The organism is Amycolatopsis sp. NPDC043885, assembly GCF_056435685.1.
In genome coordinates this window covers 392,441-409,984 of sequence record NZ_JBWKEA010000003.1, presented here as the reverse complement: position 1 = coordinate 409,984, position 17,544 = coordinate 392,441, and the positions used below count along the sequence as shown (strand labels likewise).

Below are 17,544 nucleotides of genomic sequence, written 5' to 3'. Positions count from 1 at the left end.
ACTGCCCGAGGTGGCCCCGGTGGCGCCGCCCGCCCGCGGTGGTCGTGAGTGGCGGTTCGTGTTCTAACCCGAATCGCCACTCACGACCACCCTGACCCAGGTCCCACCGAACCCACAATTACTCTTGTACAAGAAGTCTTGTGCAACTACTGTTGTGCGTCATGGCCGACCATGAGGTACATGAAGTCCACGATTCGAAGGTGCTCGCCGCGATGTCGCATCCGCTGCGGCGCCGCCTGCTCGACGTCCTCCGCCTCGACGGCCCGTGTACGGCGTCCGTGCTCGCCGAGCGGACCGGGCAAGCGGTCGGGAACGTCAGCCACCACCTGAAAGTGCTGGCAGCCAGCGATCTGGTCGAGGAAGCGCCGGAACTCGCCCGCGACCGCCGTGAGCGCTGGTGGCGCCGCGTCGGCTACGCGGTTTCCTGGTCGCCCTCGGACTTCCCCGACGACCCGGTCGCGGCCGCCGCCGAATCCCTCGCCCTCGAACGTCAGGTTTCCATGGCGCGCCAATGGTTCGCCGAACGCGAGAGCTATCCGGAGGAGTGGCATCGCGCCGCCTTCGCCACCGACAGCTGGGCGAAGATGTCGGTCGCCGAACTGGCCGAACTCGAACAGAAGGTCCACGAGCTGATCAAGTCCTACAGCGGCCGTGAGATCCCGGACGACGGCCAGGAACGCCGTCCCGTCTTCATCGCCACCCGCGCCGTCCCGGCCCGCCCGTGACCACCCGCGAACGCGGCGGATTGCTGCGCTCCAGGGATTTCCGCCTCCTGTGGACGGGCGAGACGACCAGTGTGCTCGGTAGTTCCATCGCCGTCGTCGCGCTGCCGCTCGTCGCGGTGGTCACCCTGCAGGCGAGCACGTTCGCGGTCGGGCTGCTGACCGCGGCCGCCTGGCTGCCGTGGCTGCTGATCGGCCTGCCCGCCGGCGCCTGGGTCGACAGACGGCCGAAACGCCCCGTCATGCTGGTGTGCAACGGCATCTCGATGCTGGTGTTCCTGAGCGTCCCGGTCGCCGCCTGGTTCGGCCTGCTCACGATGACTCAGCTGATCGTCGTCGCCTTGGCGGGCGGCGTCGCGAAGGTGTTCTTCAACGTCGCGTACCGCGCGTACTTGCCTTCGCTGGTCGAGAAGGACCAACTCCAGGAAGCCAACGAAAAGCTGCAGGGCAGCGAATCCGCCGCGCAGATCGGAGGCCCCGGGCTGGCCGGTCTGCTGGCGCAGGGGTTCGGCGCCGTCGCCGGAGTGCTCGCCGACGCCATCAGCTTCGGGATCTCCGCACTGTGCCTGCGATCCATCCGCCATCGAGAGCCCGCACGTCCGGCGAAGACGCGTTCACGGCTGCGGGACGAGATCCGCGACGGCCTCGCCTTCGTCGCCCGAGACCCGTATTTGCGTGTCCTGGCGGTCTTCGGCGCGATCTCGAACGTCGCGCTCATGGGCTACCAGTCGATCGAGGTCGTCTTCCTCGTCCGCGACCTCGGCGTGGGAGCGGGCGCCGCCGGGCTCGTGCTCGCGCTCGTCGGCGCGGGCGGCGTCTTCGGCGCCGCGCTGTCGGGCAAACTCGCCGCGCGGATCGGCACCGCCCGTGCCTTCGTGCTCTGCGAGGCCTTCGGGGCGCTGATGATGCTGCTCGGTCCGCTCGCGAACGGCGGCTGGGGGCTCGCCTTCTTCGTCGCCGCGGGGTTCTCGCTCAGCGCCGGGGTCGTCGGTTCGAACGTCCTCAACGCCACCTTCAAACAGCGGTATGTCCCGGCGGCGATGTTCGGCCGGGTCACCGCGAGCATGTCCGTGCTCAGCTTCGGGGCGATCGCGCTCGGCGGCCTGCTCGGCGGTGTCCTCGGCGAGACCGCCGGCGTCCGGCAGACGCTGGGCCTGATGGCCGGGCTCGAGGTCGTCGCCGTCTTCGCCCTGCTGTTCACGCCGATCGGCCGATGCCGCGACTTCCCGACGGATCGCCGTTAGCGGGCTTCAGAGCAGCAGGACGTCCACCTCGTCGCCCTGCTCGACCGAGTCCACGTCCTCCGGCAGCACGATCAGGCAGTTCGCCTGCGTGAACGACGCCAGCAGATGCGAGCCAGGCCCGCCGCGCGGGCCGACGATCCCGGTGACCTCGCCTTCGGAATGCGTGTAGAAGCCCCGCCGGAACTGGCGCCGTCCGGCGGGGGAGGTCATCGCCTCGGTCAGCCGGGCCCGCACCTGCTGCCGGTCGACGCCCGCGTGCCCCATCGCCGCGAGCAGAGCCGGCCGCAGGAACGCTTCGAAGGAGACCAGCACGCTCACCGGATTGCCCGGCAGCGTCACCACCGGCACGCCGTTCCAGCGCCCGCAGCCCTGCGGCCCGCCCGGCTGCATCGCGACCTTCCGGAACTCCACGCCCTGCCCGGTCAGCGCGTCCTTCACCACTTCGTACGCGCCCGCGCTGACCCCGCCCGAGGTCACCAGCAGATCCGCGTCCGCCAGCCGCGGCTCGATCGCCGAACGGAACTCGTCCACGTCGTCGGCCACACTGCGCACGACCTCGGCCTCGCAGCCGAGCGCGCGGATCGCCGACGCCAGCATGATGCTGTTCGACTCGTAGATCTGCCCGTGCCGCAAGGGTTCCGGCGCGTCGACGAGTTCGGTCCCGGTGGACACGACGAGCACCTTCACCGGCCTGAACACGGGAACCTCGGCGAGCCCGACGGCCGCCGCGAGGCCCAGTTGCGCCGGGCCGAGCACGGTCCCGGCCGGAAGCGCCACCGTGCCCTCGACGACGTCTTCGCCCCGGCGCCGGATATGCGCGCCCGGGACGGCTGTCCGGAGAATCCGGACGTCCGTCACACCGCCGTCCGTGTGCTCCACCATCACGACCGTGTCGGCGCCGGGCGGCAATGGGGCGCCGGTCATGATCCGGTGCGCGGTGCCCGGCTCCAGCTTCGTGATGTCGACCCGGCCGGCGGGGATGTCCTCGGCGACCGGCAGCGTCACCGGCGCTTCCGCGACGTCTTCGGCGCGGACGGCGTAACCGTCCATCGCCGAGTTGTCGAAAGGCGGCAGCGAAACCCCCGCGCGCACGTCCTCGGCGAGGACGAGCCCCGCGGCGGCGGCGAGCGGAAGGCGGATGACAGGGGCGTTTCCGAGCAGGCCGGTGACGGTCTCACGGTGGGCGTCGACGGAGATCACCGGACCATCCTCCTCGGTCGGGGGTCGCATGCAAGACTCTGCGCGTCACAACCACCACCGGGGAGAAGAAGACATGCAGGTTCAGATCCGTCACCAGCCCTCGTTCGCGGTGGCGAGGCTCATGCTCGCCCCGGGTGAGCCGGCGCAGGTCGAGTCGGGCGCGATGATGGCGACGAGCTATGGCGTGCAGGTCCAGTCCCAGGCGCAGGGCGGCATCATGAAGGGCCTCGGCCGCGCCTTCCTCTCCGGCGAGTCGTTCTTCATCTCCACCTACACCGCCCCGCAGAACGGCGGCTGGGTCGACGTCGCCGCGAACCTGCCGGGCGACATGCAGATCATCAACCTCGACGGCCGCACCGGCTGGTGCGTCACCCGCGGCTCGTGGCTCGCGTCGTCGCACGGCGTGCAGACCGAGACCAAATGGGGCGGGCTCAAGAACCTCGTCGGCGGCGAGGGCGGGTTCCTCACGCACGCGACCGGGCAGGGCCCGCTGGTCGTGGCCTGCTACGGCGCACTGGAGACGGTGACCCTGCAGCAGGGCGAGGTGATCACCATCGACACCGGGCACGTCGTCGCGTTCGCCGACACCCTGCAGTACCAGATCCGCAAGGTCGCCACCGGCGTCATCCAGTCGATGAAGAGCGGTGAAGGCCTCGTCTTCGACTTCGCCGGGCCCGGCCAGCTGCTCACCCAGACCCGCAACCCGTCGGCGCTGTCCGCCTGGGTGATCGCCCAGGTCCCCTCCCGCTGAGCGCATGCGGGTCCAGACGAGGCACACCCCGAACTTCGGGGTCGCACGAGTGCTGCTGTCCTCCGGCGAGGCCGTCCAGGCCGCCGGGGACACCATGCTGGCCAGCAGTTTCGGCATCACCGAAACCGTTCCCTCCCGCGGTGGTTCGCGGGCGGGCAAGGGCGCGCCGTCGGTGTTCAACGCGCCGGAGGGCGGCGGTTGGATCGACTTCGCGCCGCTGGCCGCAGGTGACGTCTACCCGCTGGAATTCACCGGCGGGGCGGGCTGGTGCGTGAGCCGGGACGCGATCCTCGCCCGGCCGGCGACCGTCCGGCACGATCCGGGCTGGGCGCCGCTGCAGACGCTCTTCGGGGCCGACTCCGGCTTCCTGGAGCACTACAGCGGAACCGGGCCGCTCGTTCTGGCCGCGCAGGGCCCGGTCGACGCCTTCGAACTCGCGGCGGGCGAACTGGTCACCGTCCGGCCGGACTTCCTGCTGGCCTACCCGGACACCGTGCAGTGCCGTCTCCGCGCGGTCGACCAGTCCGGCCCGCAGTCGGTCCGCACCGGCGAAGGGCTCGCACTGGACTTCGCGGGACCGGGACGCGTCCTCGTGCAAGCGCGCAATAGGCGGCTTTCCCGCGGATGACCTTCGGACGAATTGAGCATTGCCGACGCCGGTAATTCGGGTAGCGTGAACTGCACTCGAAACCGCCGGCCGGGGCAGAGAAGGCCGACGGATCCAGTGCTGAGGGAGTGCGCCGTGGCAGTCGGCACCGTCAAGTGGTTCAACTCGGAAAAGGGCTACGGATTCATCGAATCCACCGAAGGGCCCGATGTCTTCGTCCACTACTCGGCCATTCAGGCCGACGGATTCCGGACGCTCGACGAGGGTGATCGCGTGGAATTCGAAGTCCAGTCCGGCCGTGACGGGCGGAGTCAGGCGGCGGACGTACGCAAGGTCTAGCGGAGACTTCGGGCGAACCCCCGGCGGCCTCCGGAACTGGCGCGTTAGGCTGCGCTGCGTGACAGGCGATGAGTCGGGGGACCTGACCGGTCGCCGGCTGGGCAACTACCGCATCGACGGAGTGCTCGGCAAGGGCGGCATGAGCGTGACCTACAAGGCCACGGACGTGCGGCTCGGACGCAAGGTGGCACTGAAGGTCATCGGTGATCACCTCGGGGCCGACGCCGAGTTCCGCGAACGCTTCGTCGACGAGGCGCGGAACACGTCCGCGATCGACCATGCCAACGTCGTGCCCTTGTACGACTTCGGCGAGCTCGAAGGCATGCTCTACATCGCCATGCGGATGGTCGACGGCGGGGATCTCGCCGGACTGATCTCCGGCGGCCCGATCGCGCCCGCCCGCGCGCTGACCATGCTCGACCAGGTCGCCGACGCGCTCGACACCCTGCACAACCGGGGTCTCGTGCACCTCGACGTCAAACCGGCCAACGTCCTGGTCACCAGCAAGGAGACCTCGCGCGAGCACGTCTACGTCGCCGACTTCGGCCTGACCCGCCGCGGCGCCACCGGGCACCGGACGCGCGGCGGCGACTTCCTCGGCTCGCCCACGTACGCGGCCCCCGAGCATCTGCGCGGCGAGCCGCTCGACGGCCGCACCGACCAGTACGCGCTCACCTGCGTCCTCTACGCCTGCCTGACCGGCAGCCCGCCCTTCAAGGGCGACGTGCAGACGGTCATCAAGGGGCACCTGAACGGCGAGCCCCCGGCCATCTCGCGGATCGTCGGCCTGCCTGCCGGGATCGACGAGGTCGTCCGGAAGGGAATGGCGAAGAATCCCGCCGATCGCTACCCCAACTGTGTTGAGATGATCGCGGCCGCCAGGCGCGCGCTCGGCCCGCTCGCGACTTCGAACGAGCCTCCCGGCCCGCCCGGGGCCGCGGCGCCGGTCCAGCAGACCGCGCCGCAGCAGGCGCCACGGCAGAACACGCCGCCACAGGGAGAGGGGGGCCCCGTGCACCCGTACGGAGGACAGCAGCCCGGCTACGGCCAGCAGGGACCGGGACCGCAGGGTCCCCCGCCGCAAGGCCCGCCCCAGCAGGGCCCGCCGCCCGGCTATGGCCCGCCGCCGCAGCAGGGAGGCTTCCAGCAGGGCGGTTTCCAGCAGGGGCCGCCCCCGGGTTACGGCCCGCCGCCGCAGCAAGGCGGTTTCCAGCAGGGTGGTTTCCAGCAGGGGCCGCCGCCGGGTTACGGCCCGCCGCCGCAGCAGGGCGGTTTCCAGCAGCAGCCCAAGAAGAGCGGCGGCGCCAAGTGGATCTGGATCATCGTCGGCGCCCTCGTGGTCGCGGGCGCGATCGTGGCCGCGATCTTCATCTTCGGTGATTCGAGCGGCGGCAACGGCCCGCAGACCACCGCGCCGAACATCCCGGTCGGCCCCGGCGGCTCGCAGTCGCAGGCTCCCGGATCGTCGCTCAAGCCGCCGCCGTCGTCGATCTCCATCAAGCCGAGCACCTGATACCACCGCGCTGACCTGCGGTTCTTGCACTCTCCCCTGGAGAGTGCTAAACACGACATTGGCACTCGACGCCGTCGAGTGCCAGGCAGGGCGGTCACCAGACCGCTCGCCTGAAGGTCGGGACGGTGAGGCCGCACCCTTGATCGGGTGGGTCGTCCGTCGCGGGCACCGAGCCTGGCCGAGGAAGAGTCCTGCCGCCGCGCTGTAGTAGGCGTGCGGCGGCGCCCAATACCGGAGGACCACACCGCAATGGCCAAACTGATCGCGTTCGACGAGGACGCCCGCCGCGGTCTTGAGCGCGGCTTGAACACCCTCGCCGAAGCCGTCAAGGTGACCCTCGGCCCGCGGGGCCGGAACGTCGTGCTCGAAAAGAAGTGGGGCGCGCCGACGATCACCAACGACGGTGTCTCCATCGCCAAGGAGATCGAGCTCGAGGACCCGTGGGAGAAGATCGGGGCCGAGCTCGTCAAGGAAGTTGCCAAGAAGACCGACGACGTCGCGGGTGACGGCACCACCACCGCCACCGTGCTCGCCCAGGCTCTCGTCCGCGAGGGTCTGCGCAACGTCGCCGCCGGGGCCGACCCCATCAGCCTGAAGCGCGGCATCGAGGCGGCCGTCGAGGCCATCACCGAGCAGCTGCACAAGGCCGCCGTCCAGATCGAGACCAAGGAGCAGATCGCCGCCACCGCGTCGATCTCCGCCGCGGACCGCACCATCGGTGAGCTCATCGCCGAGGCGCTGGACAAGGTCGGCAAGGAAGGTGTCGTCACCGTCGAGGAGAGCAACACCTTCGGGCTCGAGCTCGAGCTCACCGAGGGTATGCGCTTCGACAAGGGCTACATCTCCGGTTACTTCGTGACCGACCCGGAGCGTCAGGAAGCCGAGCTCGAGGACCCGTACGTCCTCCTCTTCGGCTCCAAGATCTCCACCGTCAAGGACGTCCTGCCGCTGCTGGAGAAGGTCATCCAGTCCGGCAAGCCGCTGCTGATCATCGCCGAGGACGTCGAGGGCGAGGCCCTGGCCACCCTCATCGTCAACAAGATGCGCGGCACCTTCAAGTCCGTCGCCGTCAAGGCCCCGGGCTTCGGTGACCGCCGCAAGGCGATCCTGCAGGACATCGCGATCCTGACCGGTGGCCAGGTCATCTCCGAGGACGTCGGCCTCAAGCTGGAGAACGCGGACCTTTCCCTGCTGGGCAAGGCGCGCAAGGCCGTCATCACCAAGGACGAGACCACCATCGTCGAGGGTGCGGGCGACGCCGACCAGATCCAGGGTCGCGTCAACCAGATCCGCGCCGAGATCGACAACTCGGACTCGGACTACGACCGCGAGAAGCTCCAGGAGCGTCTGGCGAAGCTGGCCGGCGGCGTGGCCGTCATCAAGGCCGGTGCCGCCACCGAGGTCGAGCTGAAGGAGCGCAAGCACCGCATCGAGGACGCGGTGCGCAACGCCAAGGCCGCTGTCGAAGAGGGCATCGTCGCCGGTGGTGGCGTCGCTCTCATCCAGGCCGCCGAGGCCGCCTTCGCCGGTCTGAAGCTCGAGGGCGACGAGGCCACTGGTGCCAACATCGTCAAGGTCGCCGTCGAGGCGCCGCTCAAGCAGATCGCGATCAACGCCGGCCTCGAGGGCGGCGTCGTGGCGGAGAAGGTCAAGTCCCTCCCGCAGGGTCACGGCCTCAACGCCGCCACCGGTGTCTACGAGGACCTGCTCGCCGCCGGCGTGCCGGACCCCACGAAGGTCACCCGCTCCGCGCTGCAGAACGCCGCTTCCATCGCGGCGCTGTTCCTGACCACCGAAGCCGTCGTGGCGGACAAGCCGGAGAAGGCCTCGGCCGCTCCCGCCGACCCGTCCGGTGGCATGGGCGGCATGGACTTCTGAGTTCGAGCCTGTAGCACCACCGGAAAGCCCGGACGCGCCTCGCGCGTCCGGGCTTTTCCGTGTCCGGAGCCGGGACTCGCGTGATTGGACCCGGAACTCGCGTGCTTGGGGGCGGAACTCTCCATCCGGGCGTCATCCGGCTCCAAGCACGCGTGTTCCGCCTCTGGACACGCGTGTTCCGGCTTCAATCACGCGAGTTACGGTGAAAGGCCCGGGCATCCCCATGCCCGGGCCTCCCCCTGCCCCTCGGACGCCGTGCCCCCTGCGCGCGGCGTCCGCCCCGTCAGGATTCGCCCGGCTGTTCCGGAGTCAGGAGCCATGCGGCGGCGTAGAGCGGGATCGCGAATCCGGCGGTGAAGAAGACGCCTGCCACGAGGGCGATGCGCAGGATCGCGGCGTCGACGCCGAGGTAGGCGGCCCAGCCGCCGGCGACGCCCGCGAGCATCTTGTCGGTGCGGCTGCGGTAGAGCTTCTTGGTGGCCTGGGGGGTGTACACGCTGTTGGTCATGGGTCAATGTTCGCTCCGGAACGGCCCCCGGCACATCGGGGAACGGCCCCGAGCCGACCCTGGAATCCGACCCTGAGGGGCCGGAAACCGGGTGCGCCTCGGAGTCCAGGGTGTGGAAAATGCCTTGATGACGATCAAGGCGAAAGTACTCACGTTCGGGGTCGCGGTGCTGACCGTGCTGGGAATCGGCACGGCCAGTGCCGCGCCCGAAGGTCATGGCGCGCGGAGCAGGCTCGACGTCGTCCAGGCTCGCGGCGAGATCCGCGTGTGTTCGACGGGCGACTATCGCCCGTTCACCTATCGCGACGCGGCGGGCGCGTGGAGCGGGATCGACATCGACCTCGCGGGTGACCTCGCGAAGCGGCTCGGTGTCCGGCGCCAACTGGTCCAGACCACATGGAAGGCGATCGCCGACGACGTCGGGCGGAAATGCGATCTGGCGATGGGCGGGGTGTCGGTGACCTTGGACCGCGCGAAGAAGGGCTTCTACAGCGTTCCCTATCTCCGTGACGGCAAGACCCCGATCACCTTGTGCGAGAACGAAAAGCGGTTCCAGACCCTGGAGCAGATCGACCAGCCGGGCGTCCGGGCGATCGTGAATCCGGGCGGTACCAACGAACAGTTCACGGACGCCAACCTCAAGCGCGCGACCATCGTGCGGCATCCGGACAACAACACGATCTTCGCCGAGATCCTGGCGGGCCGGGCGGATCTGATGATCACCGACGCGACCGAAACCCGTTGGCAGGCAAAGCAGAATCCGCGGCTGTGCGCGGTGCATCCCGACGAACCGTTCACCTTCTCGGAGAAGGCGTATCTGTTGCCGCGCGACGTCGTGTTCAAGGAGTGGGCCGACCAGTGGCTGCATCTCGCGCTGAACGACGGCACCTACGCGCGGATCGCGAAACCCTGGCTCGGCTGAAATCGTTTTGAACCACTTCCGTTACCCGGCCGTATCCCTGGATGTGGGTGAGGAGGAACCAGACCGGAGGAAGCACCGATGATGAACAGTGCCGGGAAACACCGCAAGCGTGCGACGATCGGCATCGCGTCCGTTCTCGGGGTGGCCGCCATCGCCGCGGCGATGTTCGCGATCAGCACTCCGGACGGGCAGGCCGCGGAAAGCTGCCAGGGACTGGACACCGCCCTCCGAAACAACCTGAACTTCATCGCGGGACAGCAGGCAGATCCGGACGCGCAGTCCGGGGCGCGGATCGCGAACCGGCAGGCCGTCGTCGACCTCATCCAGCAGCGCCGCGAAGCCGCGGGATGCACCGAGGACGTCCAGGCCGACGGCGCGAAGCAGGAACAGGTCGTCGATCAGGAAGCAGAGGTGGCCGGGGAAGGCGAAGTCGTCTGCCAGGGCTCCACGGTGACGCTGTCCGGCGAGGGCGGCGCGCCCGCGGCGTCCAGCAGCCAGTTCCCGGCGGGCACCAAGCTGAAGGTGACGAACCTGGACAACGACAAGTCCACGACCGTCGAGGTCACGGGCGTTTCCGGTAGTTGCGCGCTGCTGAACAACGCGGCCTTCGAGCAAGTCCGGGAACCGGGGAAGTTCTTGATCCGCCGGGCCACCATCGAGCGGGTCGGCTGAGACACCCGCACCGGGGCGGGGAAGACGCGGACGGTCCCGGTGCGGAGGCGGCACGAGTCCTCCTGGTCCCCTCGGCCAGGAGGGCTCGTGGTCGTTTGTATCTCGCTTGTACGCCCTTTCGGGACGCTTCTCGCGAAACGCCGAGAAAGGACATCCGATGAGATTCAGACGAGTGGTCACGGCGGCCGCCACCGCCTTGCTGGGCATGGCCGGGCTGGCGATCACCGCGACGTCGGCCGAGGCCGCCGTCGGGCCGCGGCCCAACTTCCAGCTCCCGTTCCCCTGCAACCAGGTGTGGAACGGCGACAACGACAACAGCAGCGCGCACCGGGCCTACGAGATCGACTTCAACCGCGGCAGCTCCGCGGGGGCGGACCTCGGCGACACCGTGGTCGCGGCGGCGGCGGGCAAGGTCGTCATCTCGGCGCACCAGGGTTCGGACAACGGGTTCGGCAACCTGGTGAAGATCGACCACGGTGGGGGGTGGTCGACCTACTACGCGCACCTGAAGGTCCGCTCGGTCGCGCTCAACGCGCAGGTCGCGCAGGGGCAGAAGATCGGCGAGGTCGGCAACACCTCCAAGCCGGGCAACAACATCAGCCCGCACCTGCACTACGAGGTCCGTACCAACGACTCGTCGTGGCCGAGCAACATCAAGCCCGCGTACTTCAACGGCGTGAAGTTCGGCTACCCCAACGCCAACGTGACCTCGAAGAACACCTGCGGCGGTGGCGGGAATCCCAACCCGTACGACGCCGTCGAGGTGTGCGGCGACGGCTACAAGGTGATCAACTCGCGGGCGCTCGGCAGCGCCGCGACCGCATACCTGCTGTACAACGCCACGAACAAGAACAACTGCGTCACCACCATCAAGTCCACCTCGGTCGGCACGGGCAGCGCGGTTTCGGCCTTCCTCGAAGTCCAGGGTTCGGCGAGGAAGACCGACTCCGGCAGCTTCGAGTACTACGCGGGCCCTGTGAGTGCGGCCGCCGGCGCGAAGTGCGTCCGGTGGGGCGGCTCGGCGGGTTCCACCAGCTACGAATCGCCTTTCGAGCACTGCGGCTGATCTTCTCCCGAACGCCATGAAAGGTCCCTTCCTTGCGAATTTCGCGAGGAAGGGACCTTTCATGGCATCGGGAGGTGGGCGCGGACGCGGGTGAGGCGGGCTTCCCAGGCCGCCCGGACATCCGGGGCGGCGGCGTGGGCAGCGAACAGGTCGGGAACGGGAGCCTGAAGCGGCACCGGCAGCCGACCGTCCACAGGGGACAGTGAGTCGCCGCAGACATCTCCCGTCAGCAAGGACATCGTGCCCAGTCCGCAGGCGAAGTCCAAAGTGGGCAGTGCGCCCGCGAGCGCCAGCCCGGCGGCGAGACCGACGCTCGTCTCGACGGCGGACGACACCACGCAGGGCAGCCCGCACGCTTCGGCGACCTCCAGCGCGCGCCGGACCCCGCCCAGCGGCGCGACCTTCAGCACGGCGAGGTCGGCCGCTCCCGCCACGGCCACCTTGAGCGGGTCCTCGGCCCGGCGGATGGATTCGTCCGCGGCGATCCGCACGCCGACCCGGCGCCGGACGTCCGCGAGCTCCTCGATCGACGGGCACGGCTGCTCGACGTATTCGAGTCCGCCCGCCGCGCGGTCGAGTTCACCGATGGCCTTGACCGCGGTGTCCACGTCCCAGGCCATGTTCGCGTCGACGCGGACCGCGCCCCGCGGGCCCAGCGCGGACCGCACCGCCTCCACCCGGGCGCAGTCCTCGGCGAGGCTCACCCGCGGGTCGGCGACCTTCACCTTCGCCGTGCGGCAGCCCGACGCGGACACGAGTTCGTACGCCTTGTCCGGGGACACCACCGGGACGGTCGCGTTCACCTCGACGCTCTCCCGCACCGGCGACGGCCAGCCGCGGTCGCTCGCCTCCAGCGCGGACGCCAGCCACGGCGCGCTCTCGACGTCGGAGTAGTCGGAGAACGGGCAGAATTCGCCCCAGCCGGCTTCGCCGCGGATCAGCAGTCCTTCACGGACGGTGATGCCGCGGAACCGCGTGCGCAGGGGGATCGCGTAGACGTCCATCGGCACCGATCATGCCACCGCGGGAATCACGTGCCGTTTGTCCCGGTTCCGGACAGAATGAGCGACGTGGCACTCGACTTTCGCGTGCTGGGGCCCACGGAGGTCACGGCGGACGGGCTGCCGGTGCCCTTGGGCGGCAGCAGGCCGCTCATCGTGCTGGCAGGCCTGTTGCTGCGCGCGAACACGGTGGTGCCGGTCGAGGAACTGGGCCGCTGGCTGTGGCCGGACGACCGGCGGCGGTCCAAAGGAGCACTGCAGACCTACATCCTGCGGGTCCGGCGCGCGCTCGGCGACGACGTCACCATCCGCACCGAACGCGGCGGCTACCTGCTCGAACTCGACGAGAAGCTGCTCGACCTCGCCCGGTTCCGGTCACTCGCCGCGGCCGGAACCGAGGCCGCGCGGAACGGTGACCTGCGCGGCGCCGCGGATCGTTTCGCCGCCGCGCTGGCCGAATGGCGTGGCCCGGCGTTGCAGAACGTCCACTCCGAAGCGCTGCTTCGGGACGAAGCCGACCAGCTGGGCGAAGAGCGGTTGCGCGTGCGCGAGCAGTGGGCCGACGCGCTCATCGCTCTCGGCGATCACGTCACCGTCGTTCCCGAGCTGACCAGGTTGTGCCGCGAGAACCCGCTGCGCGAGCGGCTGCACGAACAGCTGATGATCGCGCTCTACCGCTCCGGCAGACAGGCCGAGGCGCTGAACGTCTACCGCCGGATCGGCGCGGTACTGGCCGAAGAACTCGGCCTCGACCCGGGCGCGTCGCTGCAGCGGGCGCACCAGGCCATCCTGACCGGCGAAGAGTCCGTCGAGACCACATTGGACTCCGAACTGACGCGGTACCGGCTCGGCGCCGAGCCGTTGATCCCGCGGCAGCTCCCCGCCGATCTCCGGGTGTTCTCCGGCCGCCAACGTGACCTCAAGGCGCTGCACGGCCTCGTCCCGGAGGCGCTGGACACCGAACGCTCGACGTCCATCGCGTCGATCGAGGGGATGGGCGGCATCGGCAAGACGACGCTCGCCGTCCATTTCGCGCACGAGGTCGGAGACCGCTTCCCCGGTGGGCAGGTGTACCTCAACCTGCGCGGCTACGGCCCCGGTGAGCCGGTCGAAGCCGCCGCCGCGCTCGAAACCATGCTCGTCTCCGTCGGTGTCCCCGCCGACCGGATCCCCTCCGACGTGGACGGGCGCGCGGCCACCTGGCGTACCTACAGCGCCGGCCGCCGGATGCTGATCCTGCTCGACAACGCGGGGAGCACCGAGCAGATCAGGCCGTTGCTGCCCGGCCCCGGCTGCCTGGTGCTGGTGACCAGCCGATGGCAGTTGCAGGCGCTCGTGGCGACCCACGGCGCGCGGCGCGTCGCGCTGGAGGAACTGCCGGACGAGGACGCGATCGCCCTCCTCGCGTCGACGATCGGGCTGGACCGGGTCGCCGAAGACCCCGAGGCCACCGAACGGTTCGTCCGGTACTGCGGCGGGCTGCCGCTGGCCATCCGGATCCTCGCGGTGCGGGCGGCGCAGTTCCCGGACCTCGGGTTGCGGGAGTTCGTCCGGCTGCTGGAAGCCGAACAGGACCGGCTGGGCTCGTTCGACCTCGCCGACGGCGACGAGACGAACATCCGGGCCGTCTTCTCGTACTCGTACCGCGCGCTCGACGAACGGGCCGCGCGGCTGCTGCGGCTGCTCGGCCTGCCCACCGGCGGCGACTTCAGCGTGCCCGCGGCCGCGGCGGTGGCCGGGGTCGACATCGTCGAAGCGCACGAGGATCTGGCGAAACTCGCGTCCGCGCACCTGATCGCGCGGTCCAGGCCCGGCCGGTACCAGTTCCACGACCTGATCCGCGCGTACGCGGCCGAGCTCTCGGCGAAGATCGACGGGCCCGAAGCGCGGACGGCGGTGCTGGACAGGCTGGTCCACGCATCCCTCGCTTCGGCGTTGAACGCTTCGAGGCTCCTGCGTCCGGAACGGCATTACCGGCTCGTCGAACCGGAGCGGTTCGACGGCGCCGGGCTGAGGTTCGGGCACTACGAGCAGGCGCTCGACTGGTTCGACGAGGAGGCGGGGAACCTCATCGCCGCGGTGAACGTCGCGTACCGGGAGCGGCGATACCGGGAGTGCTGGCAGCTGGCGTGGTTGCTGCAGTCGTACTTCATCGTGCGGGCGCGGCTGGAGGACTGGCGTTCGGTGTTCGGCGTGGCGCTCCGCGCCGCCCGCGACCTGGGGGACCGCTCCGGCGAGGCCGCCATCCTCAGCGGGCTCGGCGTGGCCTGCGGGGTCGCCCGCCAATACGACGACAGCATCGCCTACCTGAAGCAGGTCGTCGAACTGCAACGGCAGGTCGGGGACCGGCAAGGGGAGGCGCGGGCCCTCTACAACCTCACGCTGGCCAGCCAAGACCCGGAGACCGGGTGGGAATACGGGACGCGCGCGTTGCGGCTCATCCGGGAGAGCAACGTCGGTGCCGGCATGGAGGCCAGCGCGCTGCAGGCGCTCGGCGACATCTGTACCCAGGCCGGCCGCTTCGAACAGGCACTCGACTTCGCCGATCAGGCCTTGGCGCTGGAGGCGCACGCGCTCCCCGACGAAGCCCGCTTCACCCTGCACACCAAGGGGACCGCCCTGGTCGGGCTCGGCCGCGGCGACGAGGGCATCGCCTGCATGCGGCGCGCCGTCGAGATGTTCTTCGCCCACGGCGAGCTCTACGAGGCGGCCGACGTGCTGGCCCAGCTCGGCGGAATCCATCTGCGGCTCGGTGATCCCTCGTCGGCGCGGGAGTGCTGGCTGCGTTCGGTCCGGGTGCTGACCGAGCTCGCGCATCCCGACGCCGAGGACGTCCGGACGAAGCTGGCCTCGCTCGTGGGCGAAACGGCCAAGGCGGAGTGAGGCACGGGCGTCCGGCGTGCCGACCCCCAGCCGCAGCACGCGAGTACGCCCGTGCCCGCACACGTCACCTAACAGGACACCGCTCACTGCGCGCTGACTGTGCAGCGTGCGCGGGTCAAGCCAGCAGTTTCGCGAGGGTGATCGCGTTCTTCGGCGCCTCGACCTTGACGTCGTTGTCGAAGTAGACGTACGTGTCGCGGTCCCAGCCCTTGATCTTCCGGGCCCACTTCTCCAAGGCCTTGTCGCTGTACCCGCTGACGTACAGTTCCTCGTCGCCGTGCAGGCGGACGTACGCGAACTCGTCGCTCGTCATCTCGTCGACGAACGGGAACTTGCCCGCGGTGTCGGCGACCACGAGTGCGATGCCGTGTTTCCGGAACAGTGCGAGGCTTTCGGGCTCGGCGAAGCTCGGATGCCGTACTTCGACGGCGTGCCGGAGCTTCCGGCGAGGCTTCGGATCGGTGTGCGGCTCGGCCTTCAGCTTGTCGTCGTGCTCGCTCGCGAGTTCGGCGGCGGCGTGGCTGGTGCGCGGCAACAGCTTGAAGAACGCCTCGACGCGCTCGGCGTCGAACGCCAGCCGCGGCGGCAGCTGCCAGAGGATCGGTCCCAGCTTCCGGCCGAGCGCCAGCACGCCGGACGCGAAGAAGTTCGCCAGCGGCGTCTCGACGTCACGCAGTTGCTTCATATGCGTGATGAAGCGGCCACCTTTGACGGCGAAGACGAAGTCGTCCGGTGTCTCCTCGGCCCACGCCCGATACCGCTCGGGACGCTGCAGTGAGTAGAACGAGCCGTTGATCTCGGCCGAGTTCATCCGGGACGACAGGTATTCCAGCTCGCGCCGCTGCACCAGGCCACGGGGGTAGAAGTCCCCGCGCCACGGTGGGTAGCGCCAGCCCGAAGTGCCGATCCTCAGCTCCGTGACGTCGATCACCGCCTTCCCGTGCCGCCCAGATTCCCCCTCTCCGGCCGATGCAAACGCCCGCTCACGCCCACGAGAACCGCCAGCGGCGGGTCTGGACCAGGCTGGAGGCGAACTCGCGCAGATTGCCCGGCTGACCGGCGAACGAGGGCAGGCAGAACGCCCGGTGCTCGGCGGCGACGGTGAGCGCGCGGCCCTGGGTGCGCGGCGGCGCGGCCACCGACAGCTCCAGCGAATCGAAGCCCAGGACCGTGAGCGTCGCGCCGAAACGGTCTTCCCAGCTGCGCAGGACCGCGGACAGCTCGTGGACCTGATCGGTCGCCTTGATCATGCCCGTCCAGCCGAGGATCGCCGGGATGTCGGCGGGCCGCTCCGTCTGCACCAGCGCCAGCCGGTGCGGCCCGCGCGCGGCCAGGATCGACCCGGTGTTGCCCGCCTCGGCCAGCGGATCCGCCCGGCGCGCCGGACGACGGGCGAGCCCGGGGAACTTCGCGCCGAACGGACGCAGGCAGGCGCCGTCGCAGCACGACGTGTCCCACCAGCGGGCCAGCACCTCGGCCGGGTCCACCGAGGAGATCCGGTGATCGGCGGGGGCGAGCCTGCCGCGGTCGTCGATCCAGTCCTCGCCGTTGGCGGCGAAGCGCTGGTCGTGCGGGATCAGCACCGGCCACAGACCGGAGCGGTCGAACTCGGCGACGCAGCCGGTGTAGCGCTCCGGCCTGGCCAACGGCAGATCCGAAACCCAGATCCGGCCGTGCCACCGGCCGGGTGGCAGGGTCTGGACGGGCGGCGTACCCGGACGGAACGGTGCGATCGTCATCGGCTTCCCCTCGAACTGGTGTTCGGTCAACTCTACCCGAACACTAGTTCGAGGCACCGACAGTTTTCGATACCCCGTTTGCGGTATCTCGCGACGAGTGCCTCAGGCGCCCCTGATGTCACAGTGGCCACAGGGTTTGTCCACAGAGGACTTTCCGGGATGGCGAAGGTGCTGTTGCGAAAGCCACTTTCGCAACGCGTTCCTCGCAGGAGTCCGGTTCCGTGAAGGGCACCTTGAGCCCCAGCGGCACCAGCAGCGGCGCGGGAAGGGGGCCTTCACGCGGGCACCCGTGTGTGGCGGTCGACCGCGGAGGCCGGGCCGTGAAGGCCTCCTTGCCTACCCTGAAGGTAGTGAAGGCCTTCGCTACCTCCAGAGGAACCACGGCTTACAAGAGAGAAGCCCGGCGGTGGCGTGGTGGGCCCGGGTGGTTGTGGGGGGGGGGTTTGGGTTTTCCCCCCACCCCCCCCCCCCCCCCCCCCCACAAAAAGAGCGCACGGTC

Annotated in this window: 16 protein-coding genes; 11 read left to right on the top strand and 5 right to left on the bottom strand. The window is 69.8% G+C overall.

Going from position 1 to position 17,544, the window contains the following annotated elements; translation table 11 throughout:
* Positions 1-161 precede the first annotated feature (161 nt).
* Together AC069I_RS14895 and AC069I_RS14890 are read left to right on the top strand one after the other, a co-directional pair.
* Positions 162-725 (top strand): ArsR/SmtB family transcription factor, encoded by a 564-nt coding sequence (locus AC069I_RS14895; protein ID WP_478265632.1) that lies wholly within the window; start codon positions 162-164, stop codon positions 723-725.
* Entirely contained in the window at positions 722-1,966 is a 1,245-nt protein-coding gene (locus tag AC069I_RS14890; RefSeq protein ID WP_478265631.1) for an MFS transporter, read from the top strand. The genes AC069I_RS14895 and AC069I_RS14890 overlap by 4 nt, the downstream gene beginning before the upstream one ends.
* Positions 1,967-1,972: 6 nt before the next feature.
* On the opposite strand, the gene moeA is transcribed toward AC069I_RS14890, so the two are convergent.
* The gene (moeA, locus tag AC069I_RS14885) at positions 1,973-3,166 is read right to left on the bottom strand and encodes a molybdopterin molybdotransferase MoeA (RefSeq protein ID WP_478230770.1); all 1,194 of its coding nucleotides are present in this window, start codon (positions 3,164-3,166) and stop codon (positions 1,973-1,975) included.
* Positions 3,167-3,239: 73 nt separating this feature from the next.
* Between moeA and AC069I_RS14880 the strand changes: the two genes are divergently transcribed.
* From AC069I_RS14880 to groL, 5 genes are all read left to right on the top strand, one after another.
* Entirely contained in the window at positions 3,240-3,917 is a 678-nt protein-coding gene (locus tag AC069I_RS14880) for a TIGR00266 family protein (RefSeq protein WP_034308282.1), read from the top strand.
* 4 nt (positions 3,918-3,921) lie between these two features.
* A complete protein-coding gene (locus tag AC069I_RS14875; RefSeq protein WP_340686532.1) occupies positions 3,922-4,545 on the top strand; it encodes an AIM24 family protein in 624 nt (207 codons plus the stop codon).
* Positions 4,546-4,659: 114 nt separating this feature from the next.
* The gene (locus AC069I_RS14870) at positions 4,660-4,863 is read left to right on the top strand and encodes a cold-shock protein (RefSeq protein ID WP_076160121.1); all 204 of its coding nucleotides are present in this window, start codon (positions 4,660-4,662) and stop codon (positions 4,861-4,863) included.
* A 58-nt stretch (positions 4,864-4,921) separates the two neighbouring features.
* On the top strand, positions 4,922-6,376 hold the full coding sequence (locus tag AC069I_RS14865; protein ID WP_478230771.1) for a serine/threonine-protein kinase: 1,455 nt from the start codon (positions 4,922-4,924) through the stop codon (positions 6,374-6,376).
* Between the two features lie 249 nt (positions 6,377-6,625).
* A complete protein-coding gene (groL, locus tag AC069I_RS14860) occupies positions 6,626-8,254 on the top strand; it encodes a chaperonin GroEL (RefSeq protein WP_005164277.1) in 1,629 nt (542 codons plus the stop codon).
* A gap of 283 nt (positions 8,255-8,537) precedes the next feature.
* On the opposite strand, the gene AC069I_RS14855 is transcribed toward groL, so the two are convergent.
* Positions 8,538-8,762, bottom strand: coding sequence for a PspC domain-containing protein (locus AC069I_RS14855; protein ID WP_007033414.1), 225 nt, complete (start codon positions 8,760-8,762; stop codon positions 8,538-8,540).
* A 127-nt stretch (positions 8,763-8,889) separates the two neighbouring features.
* On the opposite strand from AC069I_RS14855, the gene AC069I_RS14850 reads away from it, so the two are divergent.
* The 3 genes from AC069I_RS14850 to AC069I_RS14840 all read left to right on the top strand — a co-directional run bounded on the left by AC069I_RS14850 (position 8,890) and on the right by AC069I_RS14840 (position 11,422).
* Entirely contained in the window at positions 8,890-9,684 is a 795-nt protein-coding gene (locus AC069I_RS14850; protein ID WP_478265630.1) for a transporter substrate-binding domain-containing protein, read from the top strand.
* A 78-nt stretch (positions 9,685-9,762) separates the two neighbouring features.
* Positions 9,763-10,356 carry a hypothetical protein gene (locus AC069I_RS14845; protein ID WP_478230773.1) on the top strand — a complete coding sequence of 198 codons (594 nt, stop codon included), beginning with the start codon at positions 9,763-9,765 and terminating at the stop codon, positions 10,354-10,356.
* Positions 10,357-10,513: 157 nt separating this feature from the next.
* Complete coding sequence (locus tag AC069I_RS14840; protein WP_478265629.1) at positions 10,514-11,422, top strand: M23 family metallopeptidase; 909 nt, start codon at positions 10,514-10,516, stop codon at positions 11,420-11,422.
* A 59-nt stretch (positions 11,423-11,481) separates the two neighbouring features.
* Here the strand turns inward: AC069I_RS14840 and AC069I_RS14835 are convergent, their stop codons facing one another.
* Entirely contained in the window at positions 11,482-12,426 is a 945-nt protein-coding gene (locus AC069I_RS14835) for an o-succinylbenzoate synthase (protein ID WP_478265628.1), read from the bottom strand.
* Positions 12,427-12,492: 66 nt separating this feature from the next.
* On the opposite strand from AC069I_RS14835, the gene AC069I_RS14830 reads away from it, so the two are divergent.
* Positions 12,493-15,306 carry an AfsR/SARP family transcriptional regulator gene (locus AC069I_RS14830; RefSeq protein ID WP_478265627.1) on the top strand — a complete coding sequence of 938 codons (2,814 nt, stop codon included), beginning with the start codon at positions 12,493-12,495 and terminating at the stop codon, positions 15,304-15,306.
* Between the two features lie 115 nt (positions 15,307-15,421).
* Here the strand turns inward: AC069I_RS14830 and AC069I_RS14825 are convergent, their stop codons facing one another.
* Both AC069I_RS14825 and AC069I_RS14820 read right to left on the bottom strand, forming a co-directional pair.
* The gene (locus tag AC069I_RS14825) at positions 15,422-16,237 is read right to left on the bottom strand and encodes a DUF72 domain-containing protein (protein ID WP_478230777.1); all 816 of its coding nucleotides are present in this window, start codon (positions 16,235-16,237) and stop codon (positions 15,422-15,424) included.
* Positions 16,238-16,289: 52 nt separating this feature from the next.
* Positions 16,290-17,045, bottom strand: coding sequence for a DUF4253 domain-containing protein (locus tag AC069I_RS14820; RefSeq protein ID WP_478230778.1), 756 nt, complete (start codon positions 17,043-17,045; stop codon positions 16,290-16,292).
* Between the last annotated feature and the right edge of the window lie 499 nt (positions 17,046-17,544).